This is a genomic window from Cognatitamlana onchidii (genome assembly GCF_004804355.1).
Classification (GTDB): domain Bacteria; phylum Bacteroidota; class Bacteroidia; order Flavobacteriales; family Flavobacteriaceae; genus Cognatitamlana; species Cognatitamlana onchidii.
This window is the reverse complement of the sequence record NZ_SRWZ01000002.1, coordinates 300,661-314,132: the sequence shown is the minus strand read 5'-3', so window position 1 is coordinate 314,132 and position 13,472 is coordinate 300,661. Positions and strand designations below refer to the sequence as shown.

Sequence of the window (13,472 nt, the reverse complement as noted above, 5' to 3'; positions counted from 1 at the left end):
TTCGACTGCGCTCAATCTGACATTTGAACTGATTTACTGAATATCAGATTACGATGTTTTTTATTATCTCCAACTCACCTTATATTAGTTAAATTCAACCACTTCGCTGGGAGCAAAACCTATACGATGCGCTTGAACCATTAATTTAAATCCTTCGGGCAGTTGAACTGGTCCTTGATAAACCTCCCACGATTGTGGTGTGTTGCCGTCCTGACCTATAATTTTATAGCCAATGGAAGCGCCTTCGGTTTCACAAGTTACTTGCACTAAGCCGTCTTTAGCAGTAATAACGGGTTGCTTTGTTGCAGGCTTGGTGTCTTTACCAGACCACAATTTTTCAACTAATTTAGCCTCGTCAAGATTTGGTTCGTCCCCAATTTCACGCAACCATCGATCCATTTCAGCACTAAGTTCGTTCAACTTGTCTTGATATTCTGGTTTTTCTGCTAAATTGTTCAGTTCGTAGGGATCAACTGCACAATCAAATAATTCTTCTTTTGGCTTAAAATCTCTAAACCATTGCATCTGAATATCGTTTAATTTACCTTCTGCCTTCAATCTTAACAATTCCTTCATGCTTGGTATCTTTTCTCTATACGCTACAGGTAAGTAGTAACCTTGTTCTGGTCTATAATTACGGATGTATTTAAATCTACTATCACGAACTGCTCTTATGGCATCGGTAAAGCCATCAAATCTATCGGCAGCAGCATGAATGTATTGACGTTCTTCTGCCTCATACCCACCCAAAAAGGCCTGCCCTTGCATGTAGGGTTTTGGCGCTTCACCAGTTATAGATAATAACGTTGGCGCAAAATCTACAAAACTAATAAGTTGGTCATCTTTAGTTCCTGCTTTTTGCTTATTTGGAAACCGAATAATCATAGGCGTATTTAAACCAGAATCATATATTAATCGCTTTTCGCGAGGTAAAGGCCCACCATGATCACCATAGAAGCAAATAATGGTGTTTTCTAATAAACCATCATCTTCTAACTGTTTTAAAATTACCCCTACCTGCTTATCCATTTCACCTACATTATTATAAAGTTTCCACATATCGCGTTGTGTTACTTCATTATCTACTAGATAAGGTGGGATAGTAAATTTAGTGTCTTTTGGTAAATGAACAGGAGTATCTGCTTCATCCATTCTATTTTTGGCATGAGAACTCCCATAGTTTTTCCATTTATAATCTCTATCCCCGGGCTTGTAATATCTGGTTTCTATTTCTCTAAACCCGTAGGGCTCAAATAAACCGGACTCGTGTGTTTCGGTAAAGTTAAATACTGCAAAAAATGGCTGATTGCCCGCTCTATTCCTCCAATGCGCATAGGGACTACTTTCATCCCATGCCGTAACCGGAGCCTTAAACTGGTAATCGGTTTTATAATTATTAGTACAATAATAACCTGCTTGCCTTAGCCATTCACTTATCATTCTTACTTCTGGAGGTGGTACAGCTTCATATTTGGGCAAACCTGTTACTTCTGTATAAGAATTTGTGCGCATGTGGTTGGCTCCAATACTTGATGGGTACATGCCCGTTGCAATAGCGGCCCTACTTGGCGCACAAACTCCTGATGTGGAGTATAGGTTTGGATATATTACGCCCTCGTTTGCTAGTTTACTTAAATTAGGAGTAGCTACGGTAGAATCGCCAAAAGGAGGAATATAGGCTCCCATATCCTCTGTTACTAACCACAAAATGTTTGGCTGTTTAGGTAGTTTTAATTTTGCAGCTACTTTTTGTGTTTCGCTTGGTCTTTCTTTTTTTGTTTGACAGCTTGCAAAACATAAACAAAGCACAACTAGCATCTTGAATAATCTCATTGATAATAATTATTTAAATGAATAAAATTAGTGTTGTAAAGCCAAAATAGTGTCGTGTATTGTCCTAAATTAACTAGACTTATCTAACTAAAAAACTCATTTCTTCAACCTTAGCCGAAAAAATGAGTTTATAATAGAACAGTTTGAGAACACTGCTATTCTAATTTTAGAATTTCACTACCTGCCATTAAAAAAGCCCCTGTCCCGAAGTTCTGCCATGAATCAGCCGAAGCTGGTTCTGGGAAAGCTCCAATATTTTGCACCCAACCTACACGACCGTCTTCATGCTGGCATTTTGCAATAGCATTCCACGCTTTTTTGACCGCTGGTGCATGTTTTTTATCAACCAATCCATTATTAATACCCCATGCCAAAGCGAAGGTATGAAATCCACTTCCGCTTACCTCACCGTGGTTATATGCTTCAGGGCATAATAAGCTAGTTCGCCATAAACCATCTTCTGGTTGAATCTCTAACATTTTCTCAGCTATTTCTTTATATAGTTTCTCGTAAAAAGGACGGTGTTCGTAATCTTCTGGCATATCATCCAAAATCAAAGCCAAACCTGCAATAACCCATCCATTCCCTCTAGACCAAAATACTTTTTTTCCGTTAGGTTCTTTAGTAGGGTTATCATTACCTTCCCAAACAAAACGCATATCTCTAGCAAACAATTGCTCCTCTTCATCATACAATTTATTATACGTTTGCATATAAAATTTATGCATCTCGTCTAGATATTTAGGCTGCTCTGTGTGTTTAGCATATAAATTAAGTACTGGCGGCGCCATAAATAAGGCATCACACCACCACCATAAAATATCTTTACCTTCTTTACCTGCGTTTTTACCCGATTTCCAGTTGTCATCTTCATATAAATGGGCATCTAAGAACTTTTTTGTAGGCCCTAAGTCTACAAAGTTTTTCCTTTTCTCGTTCCTATCAATATATATATAACTATATGAGATAGCAACATCATCTGCATGATGTAAACGCTTATAGGTCTCCCAGTTATTCCAATAGGCTTGATTTTTAAGCGCTGCCATGTACATCATATTTTTAGTTGCTTTATGCGCTCTGGCAACGCCCACATAATAGGCTCCTGCCGTCCAATCGGTTGGAGCAAGTGCAAAGATGGGGTGTGCTTCTTGCCATTCTAAAGCTTTTATCATGGATGCTTTTACCTGAGCTTTATCGATATCTTTAATCTCAGTTGCCTTTTGAGCCGTTGAGCAATTGAATAGTACTACAACTGCTAAAAGCGTTAAAATTGTTTTATTCATTACGTCTTATTTTTTTAGTTTGAATTTGGTTTCTAAATACTCTTTTGAAGATGTTCCTACCATTACTGTGTAATCTCCTGCTTCTAAAACTTTTTCCATAGTGATACCTGTAAATTCTAACATTTTAGGTGTTATTTTAAAACTAACTGTTTTGCTTTCACCAGCATCAAATTCTATCTTTTGGAATCCTTTAAGTTCCTTATCAGGACGAGTAACCGAACCTATTTCATCCTTAATATATAGTTGAACTACTTCTTTGGCTTTTACATCACTGTTGTTCGTTACTGTTACGCTTACTTCCAATTCTGTATCTGGAGTCATCTCAGGGTTTGAAATTTTAATATCAGAATATTCGAAATTAGCATAACTTAAACCATGACCAAATGGATATAATGGGCCTTGACCAATAAATAAATATTCTTTCTTATAGTTGATTTCTTTCATACTATAGTGAAACGGAATTTGACCAATCGACCTTGGAATGGTTACAGGCGATTTACCTGATGGCGATACTTCACCAAAAACGATTCTGGCCGTAGATTCATCACCAAATTCACTTAAATCCCAAACATCTAAAATAGCATCTGCTTGTTCTGCTATAACATTAATGGATAAGGTTCTTCTGTGCTTTAAAACGACAATTACTGGTTTACCAAGCGCTTTAATTTTTTCTACGAGTTCGTCTTGAGGGCCAACAGGGTCAATAGTTGCTCTATCACCTAAGGTACTATTGCTAAAATAAGCTTCTTTTGAAGTATACTCATCACCTCCTAAAAACAGGATTGAAACATCTGCAGATTTTGCTTTATTAACCAGACTTGCTATGGCTTTTGGATCTCTGTCTAAAAGTTCTGGAGCTCCGCCTTTTTGGTTTGTTAATTGAAATCCTTTTTCTGCCACAAATTTCACATTTGAACCTGCAACAGACTCAAACATCTCTTTAGTATTTTCCTTTAATAGCGGACCTAACAAGGCTACTTTTAAAGATTTATCTTTTGAAAGCGGTAAGGCTTTCTCTTCATTTTTCAACAAAATAATAGATTCCAAATCTGATTCTTTTGCTAATTCTAAAGAAGAGGCTGCTCTATTACCTTTCTCCACATCTTCAATGTTGATGTAAGGATTATCAAAAAGTCCTAAAATGAATTTTGTTCTTAAAACACGTCTTACCGATCTGTCAATTAATTTTTCAAGTTCTGGGTTTTTCTTTACCATTTCTGGTAAATAAGCATAAGAATCTTCTGCATATAAATCAATATCAATTCCTGCTTCTAAACCCATTTGCGCAGCATCTTCAGGCGTTTCGGCAACATTCATAAAATAATGTAAGCGTGCAATATCATTAGAATCTGAAACCACATAGCCTTCAAAACCCCATTGATCGCGAAGCACACCAGTTAGCAACTCTGGATTACCATGACTTGCCACACCATTTAAATCGCCGTGAGATGCCATTATACCTAAGGTCTTAGCTTCTTTTACAGCCGCTTCAAACGGTGGGTAAATTTCATCAATTAATGTTCTTTCAGAAATTTCAATGGCTGCAAAGTTAGATCCTCCTAATACTTGCCCGTATCCCGCAAAGTGTTTAGCCACAGCACCAATATGTGTACCATTTCCTAAACCTTCATAATCCCCTTGCACGCCTTTTACAGCACTTGTTACCATCTGCGTTGTTAAATAGGTATCTTCTCCAAAAGCCTCACTCATACGTCCAAAACGGGGGTCGCGCACCACATCTGCTTCTGGTGAATGACACATGTGCATCCCTCGTAATCGGGCTTCTCTACCTACAACATCCCATTGGCGTTGCACCAATTCTGGGTTAAAAGATGCAGCTGATGTCATTGGGCGCCCAAACCGCGTACAACCCTCTGCATCCACACCATTGTATGATTCTGTAACGAACAAGGCAGGAATCCCCCAACGGTTGTTTTCAATAATATATTTTTGAAGCTCGTTATTCATTTTTGCTGCTGCTACGGCATCAATATGCTCCCCTGGATTTTTGATTCCGGCAATACCTAACTTTAATTTCTCAATAACTTTATCCGAAAGTTTTAAGTTGCCATTTGCATCGGGTTTAGTTCCAATATTGGCATGAAAAATTCGCATTTGCGCTACTTTCTCTTCAAGTGATAATTTTGGTAATAAGGCTTCTACACGTTCATCGATGGATAAAGAGGCGTCTTTATAATCTTTTGAGACTGTCTCCTCACAAGACGTAACAGCGATACTGATTAATAAGCATAACGAAAATAATTTCTTCATTTTAGAGTTTTTAGTAGTTGTTTAATTTTTAAATTGAAATCTATTTAGTGTGAACGATTTGTCTTTTATTCCTTTATACACAAAACAAATGGTTTGTGTGTCTTCTGTATTTTCAATATCAAACTGTCTCTTTTGAAGCGTATAGATATCATTTTTAGGCACATTACATGTAAATAATAATTTACCATTAGGGTGATTTGCTCTAACTTCTATTTTTACATCTTCACGAGCTATGACTTGTAACTCTAGACTGTTTTTATCCTTTAAACCATTTACATTTGGATATATGGTATAACTATTATCCTGTTGCGGCTGTATTGAAAAACCTCCGATAGTATTTTCTATTTTAATAGTCCCTTCAGATTTAAAATAATCTTCAGCTTCAATACTATTATTAGCGTTATAATTTCCAACGCCAACACCATCTACTCTTATGGTTGCCATTTCTCCGTTGTTTTTATAATGCACATAACTAATAAAAGCATCTCTAAAATAACGATTTCCGGTTTGACTGATATCACAATATACAAAATACCATTGGTTATGCCATTCAAAAAAACTACCATGACGCCCTTGTAAAAAACCATTTGGCCATGTGGGAGACTCGTAACCTTCAGCAAAACTTTCCTCTTTTATAACAGAATCTATATAATCGTAAGGTCCATATAAATTATTAGACATGGCATAAAAACAACCCCAAGATAAATAATATTTTCCATCGTATTTATGAAGAAATGGCTTATCGTCTGTTGGCATTTTTTTGTTCGATCCATCCGTATTATATGGACCTCTAACATTTGAAATCTCAATTCTTTTTGGCGTTTCAGCTAAACTCACCATATCATCATTAAGCTTTGCTATATAATAGTCCCAAACACCAAAAATAATATAATGTGCTCCATTTTCTTCGAAAATAGCCATATCGTATTCGTGTGTTGGTGTTAAATCTGAAGTCAATAATGGTTTTCCAAGTGGTTCTGTCCAGGGACCGATTGGAGAATCGCCAACAACAACACCAGTTTGCTCATTGCCTTCGGAAAAATACCAATAATATTTACCATTCTTATACGCTGCATCAGTTGCCCAACATCTTGAAAAATCTTTTCCGATATAGGTGTCCTTCGGGTTGAGTACAAATCGTTTCGTCCAATTTACAAGATCTGGTGAAGACCAAATCCACCAATCTTCCATAATAAACTTATCGTTTTTAATGGACTTATCGTGGGACGCGTAGACGTAAGCCGTATCATTAAAAATATGAATATGAGGATCGTTTAAACCTTGGTTTGGTACTATTGGGTTTTGAGCATAAATACAACCCACAGCCAGTATCCACAAAATTGCTCCCTTAATTATTCTATTCATATTTTATTCTTTACAAAACTTTCTTACGCAGCTAGACATAAGATATTAGGCATTGCAAACTTGTTATGTTTTGACCAAAATATATGATTTGATAAAGATAAAATAACACGTCCTCGGATCTGTCCTGTACTGTGCGGCAAAAAGTGTTTTTTTTAATTGAAGTTTAATTACCAACTTGGAAATACCCCTCGAACTTATAAAATTCCGCAAATAAAATAATAGTAACTAAAAGTATAAGCTTTAATTTAAACAATCTCTATATTCGACTATGAAAAAGCCTTGATTTTTTTAATAAAGGGCATCCCTTTTTAAGGATTATTAGGATAGTATTTGATCCTCGCAATTTTATTATATTGCAAATAAAACCAACCAAATTGTTTAGAAAAGCCATTATTTTCGTCCTTTTCCTTTTTATTCAAAGTTGGGTCATTTGTCAAAATCAGCTAGATTCATTGCTCGTGCAGCTAGATAAAAGCATGAGCAGAAGAGATTTTTATGATGATTCTAAGATATTAAGAATCAAAAATTTAGAAGATCTTCTCAACGAAGAGACTCTTAGTCTAGAAAACAAATATTTCTTAACCAATAAAATTATTGGTGAGTACGAAAAATATAGTTTTGACCGCGCTCTTGATTATATAGAAAAGAATATTAGCGTTGCACAAAACATTGGAGATATTAATTTTGAAAAAGAATCAAGATTAAAATTAGCCAAACTTCTAGTTACTTCAGGAAGATACAAAGAAGCTATTGATGTTTTAAACACAATACGCAGACCCGAACTACCAGAGAAACTATTAAATCTATATTATTTTATCTTCAAAGAGGGGTATTCTGGACTAAGTTTTTATACGTCTGTAAAAAGAATAAAAACAAACTACTCCCAATTATATACTATTTATCAAGACTCATTATTACAACGCTTAGACCCTAACTCAGATGAATCGTTGGCTTTAGTTGAAAAAGGTTTTAGAGATCAAAGAGATATTGAAAGAGCTCTTAAAGTAAACTCTCAACGTCTTAACAAAGTAAAACCTAGCACACCAAAATACTCATTGATTACCTTTGAAAGGTCACTGCTTTTTGAGCTGATTGGCGATATTGAAAAGCAAAAGAAATTCTTAATTCTTTCTGCAATATCCGACATAAAAGCCTCTGTTAAAGACAACGCATCACTCACTGTTTTAGCCATGATCTATTTTAGAGAGGGCGACATAGAACGCGCTCACAAATACATAGACTTCTCTGTTGAAGATGCCGAACTATTCAATTCAAAATTACGGTTTGTTAATATTTCCAATACACTATCGGTGATATCCAAAGCATACGAAGAAAAAAGCCTTGAACAGCAAAAAGAGCTCAAAAAAATGCTCATTTTCATAAGTGTTTTGGCCTTGTTTTTAGTGATTACCATTGTATACATTTACAGACAAATAAAACGCCTGTCTTCTGCTAGGAAAAGTCTTAAAGACGCAAACAACCAATTACAAAATCTAAATAAAAAGCTACAGCTTACAAATGCCGATTTAAACAGACTATACAATGAGCTGTCAGATTCAGACAGAATAAAAGAACAGTATATAGGCACCTTTTTGAACCTTTATTCTGATTACATAAATAAATTGGACACCTACAGAAAAATGGTAAGGAAATATATTGTATCTAACAAGACTAAATCCTTATTAGAGTTGACCAAATCTAAACAGCTAATAGATAATGAACTGAATATTTTTTATGAAAACTTTGACAAATCATTTTTACACATATATCCAAATTTTGTTGAACAGTTTAATAACTTGTTAAAAGAAGACAAAAGAATAACAATTAAAGACAGCAACTGCTTAAATACCGAACTGAGAATATTTGCTTTAATTAGACTAGGCATATCGAGTAGCTCTAAAATATCTAAAATTCTCAGATACTCCGTAAATACCATTTATAATTATAGAGTAAAAGTTAAAAACAACGCTTTAAACAGAAATGATTTCGAAGATATGGTAAAAAAAATATCTTAATAATTCATTTAATGTAGTTTTAAACACCTCCTATTGAAATAATCGTAAGAACATAGATATAACCACCACTTACAAACCACTCTTTTTATACTTTTATTTTTTAAAAACAATCATTCATACAACTGATATTCAATTGTTTAGACAAAAAATACCAGCGTTAAAATCTACTTTTTAAATACTCCTTGTTGTTTTTTGTTTACTATGAAAGTTAATTTGTTTCAGCAATCATATAAACTATATCTGTTTCTATTTTCAAGAAATAGAAATAAAACTAAAAATAATGAATAAAACTTTAAAGATTAGGAAAACTATTTCCTTACTACTTTTACTCATGTCCTTATTTTCTTTTTCACAAAAGATCACCTTAAAAGGCAAAGTAATCGATAATTCTGGACAGCCTATACCAGGCGTCTCTGTAATACTCAAAGGAACGGCAAACGGTGCATCGTCAGATTTTGATGGATTCTATCAATTTGATGCTGAGACGAACGACCAATCAGTTCTTGTTTATAGCTACATTGGTATGACTACTGTTGAAGAAAATGTTAATGGAAGAACCACCATTAATGTCACGATGCAAGAAAGCACAGAAACTCTAGATGAGATAATTGTGGTTGGTTATGGAGCTCAACAAAAGAAGGATGTGACTGGAGCTGTCGCCCTAGTTGGTTCTGAATCTTTCGAACAAAGAACAAATGCGCAACTGGGATCACTCATACAAGGTCAGGCAGCTGGCGTAGAAGTCCTTGCTAATTCAGGCAAGCCATCTGAAGGTATGCGCATTCGAATTCGAGGAACTAATTCAATTACTTCTGGAAGTGAACCACTTTATGTTGTAGACGGGGTTCCTACCACCGATACACGATCTATAAACCCTTCAGATATTGATGCTATCTCCGTATTAAAAGATGCTTCATCAGCAGCCATATATGGAGCACAAGGAGCTAATGGCGTTGTTTTGATAACGACCAAACGAGGCACCACAGAGAAAACAAAAATATCCTTCGACACTTACGTTGGTGTAGCACAAGTATGGAATACTCTCCCTGTATTAAATGGTGAACAGTATAGAGACTTAATGACAGAAATGGGGCAGAACACAAATTGGGATTCATATCAAGAAAATACAGATTGGCAACAAGAAGTTTTTCAAAATGGTTATACCCAAAACTATCAATTGGCCATGTCTGGAAAAAGTAACGGCACGAATTACTATGTTTCTGCAGGATATTTAAACCAAGAAGGTGCTGTAAGGAGCTCTGAGCTAGAAAGGTATAATTTTAAGATTAATATCGACCAGAAAGTCAATGATTGGCTAAAAATTGGTTCGAGAATAGCTTATACCCAATACAGAGACGTTGATGTAAAAGACAATGCAAATGTTAATTCAGGAGGTGTTTTGTTGGGAGCCCTAACCACCCCATCTGTAATAGGCATATACAATGAAGACGGTACATTTACTAGCAACCCCTTTCAAAATTGGGAAAACCCAATTGCGGCCACAGACGGCCTAGAAAGAGAATTTAATAGTCAACGTTTACTAGGAAACCTGTACTTCGAATTTAAATTCTTAAGAGATTTCACTTTTAAAACCAACCTTGGTATTGACAATGCACACGGCGTTTATGATTCTTTCTTGGATCCGTTTAGAACAGGATTTGGTAGGTCGTTGTCAGGACAATCCATTAATAATACAAATAAAAGTTCATACTACATTTTTGAAAACACATTAAGCTACAACAAAACCATAAAAGATCACAAAATTGACGCCTTAGCAGGATATGTACAGCAAAAGAACAAATGGGAAAATAGTAGTATTGAAACGAGAAACTTTGCAAGTGCTTCCATTCCCACACCCAATGGAGGCTCAGAAATCTTCTCTGCGTCGGCCGATAAATCAGAAAAAGCTAACAGTTCATTTATAAGTAGACTTAATTACAGTTATGCCGATAAATACTTAATTACAGCGAATTTTAGAGCAGACGGTTCAAGTGTTTTTGGACCAGAGCAAAGGTGGGGTTATTTCCCCTCATTTTCGGGAGGTTGGAGAATTTCTCAGGAACCGTTTTTAAATGATGTTAAGGCTATTAGCGATATTAAAATTAGAGCTGGATGGGGTATTGTAGGAAATGATCAAATCGCAAATTATTCCTTCCTCGGACGTGTAGGAAGCGGCGCTAACTATCCAATTGGCGGTGTTGCGCAACCTGGTACATTTCCATCATCTATTGAAAACTTAAAACTAAAATGGGAAGAATCTAATCAAACCAATATTGGTTTAGATATATCGCTACTAAGTAGCAGAATAAACCTTACAGTAGATGCTTATGTAAAACGCACAAAGGACCTACTTTACAATGCTCCCCTACCTACTGCAACAGGTTTTGAGAGCGCCATTCAAAACATTGGTGAGGTAGAAAACAAGGGTGTCGAGTTTACACTTAATACCATCAATATAGATTCAAAAGATTTTCGTTGGACGACCAATTTAAATCTGGCGTTAAATAGAAATAAAATCACCAAATTGGTAGACTCCGATGTATTTCAAGGATCAATTGCAGGAGGACGAGGCGAAGCTAGTTTAATCAGGGAGGGAGAGCCTCTAGGAATTCTATTTGGTTATAGATACGGCGGTGTAGACCCACAAACAGGAAACGCTTTTTATTTAGATAATAATGGGAATTCAACATTTACGCCTAGTGCCGATGACCGCACTATAATTGGAGATGCTAATCCAGATTTCACCTATGGTTTTACAAATATTTTAGATTACAAAAACTTTAGCTTATTAATCTTTTTACAAGGTTCTCAAGGTAATGATATGCTAAATGCAACCCGCATTGAAACCGAGGGAATGACCGATCCAAAAAACCAGTCGCTCACGGTTTTAAATAGATGGCGTGACCCTGGAGACATTACAGATATTCCAAGGTCTAGCTTTGGAAGTGCCGATAATTCACGCATTTCCACACGATTTATTGAAGATGCTTCTTATTTAAGAGTTAAAGCTGTTACACTTAGTTATTCATTTTCTCAAGACGTCCTAAAGCGCTTAAAATTAGATGGTTTAAAACTATACGCCACGGGTGAAAATTTACTAACCTTTACAGATTATAGCGGATTTGATCCCGAAGTAAATGCCTTTGGTGCAATCAATACCATAAGAGGAATCGATTTCGGAACTTATCCACAAACGAGAACAGCCATTTTTGGTTTAAACATCTCCTTCTAAAAAACTACAACTATGAAAGCAAATAAAACCATTATACTATTATTAAGCATATTTATGCTTGTCTCGTGTGAAGACTCTTTAGATCTTACTCCAATTTCTGAGGAAACTAGCGTAAATGCATACAATACAACGAGTCAAATTGAAGCGGCTCTAACTGGGGCTTATGAGTCTTTTCAATCGTCCGAGTATTATGTTTGGGATAATATACTGTTTCAAGATGTAAGGTCGGATAACGCTTATGCTGGTGGTGATAACCCAGAAATATTTACCATTGATTTTTTAAATATTACTCCAACACATTCCAGACTATTTAAACATTGGTCTAATATCTACAATGCTATTTCTAAGGCCAACCTTGTTATTGAACGTACACCAGAAGTTTCAGATCCAACATTAACCGAAGAAAGAAGAAATCAAATAATTGGAGAGGCTTTATTTTTGCGATCCTTCCATTACTTTACGCTTGTAAAAATGTGGGGGAGTGTTCCATTAATTACCAAAAGTATTCAATCCACAGATCCTGAAAGTGTTCAAATACCAAGATCCCCTGCCACAGAAATTTACAATCAAATTACGAGTGATCTTGAATTGGCCGCAAGTCTGTTGCCTGAAACCTATGGTAATGATGCCAGTATAAATAAGGCGCGTGCCACTTCGGGAGCAGCCCACGCTTTAGCGGCAAAAGCATTTGCACAACAGTCAACGCCAGACTACAATAAAGTGTTAGAGCATATAGCAAAGGTGGAGTCTAGTACGGCAAACTACCAACTCATTCCCTTCGGTGAATTGTTTGATAGTAATCATTATAATAATGCTGAGTCTATTATTGAGGTGCAGTATCTAGGAGGTAATGAGGGTAACTTTGGTCCGCAATTGTTATTACCTCCATCTATTTCAGGCGACTCGTGGCGAAAATTTGTTACACCATCTCAAGATTTATTAAGTGCCTTTGATGCCGAAGGCGATGTGATTCGAAAAAATGCATCAATACTATTCGAAGAAGTACAATGGGTTGATGAATATTGGGGCAATACTTCCGGAAGCTCTATTCCATTTAGCTATAAATGGAAAAATGCGGATGGTTGGGCCAGTTCAAATAGGCAATACCTTTTAAGACTTGGGGATATTGTTCTTTTAAAAGCAGAAGCTCTTAATGAAATGGGACAACTAGATGCAGCTGTTATTGAAATAGATAAAATAAGAAATAGAGCGGGACTTTTAGGTCTTGAATCAGACAGAAAAAGTTCCAAAGACGCACTAAGACAAGCCATTCTGGATGAACGCAGACTAGAACTTTTTCAAGAAGGTCAAAGATGGGACGACTTAGTTAGGTTCAACCAAGTAGTTTCAACCATGAATAATCTCGTTGAAATTGACTTAAGAACGGGTAATCCGGTAAATTATAATATGACGGAGGAAAAAATATTTCTACCCCTCCCCCAGCAAGAATTGGATAGAAACCCCGCATTGTAA

Annotated in this window: 7 protein-coding genes; 3 read left to right on the top strand and 4 right to left on the bottom strand. The window is 36.0% G+C overall.

Annotated elements, in window-relative coordinates; all coding sequences use genetic code 11:
• Positions 1–84: 84 nt before the first annotated feature.
• The 4 genes from E5D58_RS05015 to E5D58_RS05000 form a co-directional block, all read right to left on the bottom strand.
• Entirely contained in the window at positions 85–1,833 is a 1,749-nt protein-coding gene (locus E5D58_RS05015) for a sulfatase family protein (RefSeq protein WP_136480747.1), read from the bottom strand.
• 155 nt (positions 1,834–1,988) lie between these two features.
• Positions 1,989–3,116, bottom strand: a complete 1,128-nt coding sequence (locus E5D58_RS05010; protein WP_136480746.1) for a glycoside hydrolase family 88/105 protein — start codon at positions 3,114–3,116, stop codon at positions 1,989–1,991.
• A 6-nt stretch (positions 3,117–3,122) separates the two neighbouring features.
• On the bottom strand, positions 3,123–5,387 hold the full coding sequence (locus E5D58_RS05005; protein WP_136480745.1) for a glycoside hydrolase family 3 N-terminal domain-containing protein: 2,265 nt from the start codon (positions 5,385–5,387) through the stop codon (positions 3,123–3,125).
• Positions 5,388–5,408: 21 nt separating this feature from the next.
• On the bottom strand, positions 5,409–6,752 hold the full coding sequence (locus E5D58_RS05000) for a family 43 glycosylhydrolase (protein ID WP_136480744.1): 1,344 nt from the start codon (positions 6,750–6,752) through the stop codon (positions 5,409–5,411).
• 476 nt (positions 6,753–7,228) lie between these two features.
• Here E5D58_RS05000 and E5D58_RS04995 point away from each other — a divergent pair, with 476 nt between their 5' ends.
• The 3 genes from E5D58_RS04995 to E5D58_RS04985 all read left to right on the top strand — a co-directional run bounded on the left by E5D58_RS04995 (position 7,229) and on the right by E5D58_RS04985 (position 13,472).
• Positions 7,229–8,767, top strand: a complete 1,539-nt coding sequence (locus E5D58_RS04995; RefSeq protein ID WP_136480743.1) for a DUF6377 domain-containing protein — start codon at positions 7,229–7,231, stop codon at positions 8,765–8,767.
• A 280-nt stretch (positions 8,768–9,047) separates the two neighbouring features.
• Positions 9,048–11,999: a SusC/RagA family TonB-linked outer membrane protein gene (locus tag E5D58_RS04990; protein ID WP_136480742.1), complete on the top strand. Its 2,952-nt coding sequence runs from the start codon at positions 9,048–9,050 to the stop codon at positions 11,997–11,999.
• A 12-nt stretch (positions 12,000–12,011) separates the two neighbouring features.
• The gene (locus E5D58_RS04985; RefSeq protein WP_136480741.1) at positions 12,012–13,472 is read left to right on the top strand and encodes a RagB/SusD family nutrient uptake outer membrane protein; all 1,461 of its coding nucleotides are present in this window, start codon (positions 12,012–12,014) and stop codon (positions 13,470–13,472) included.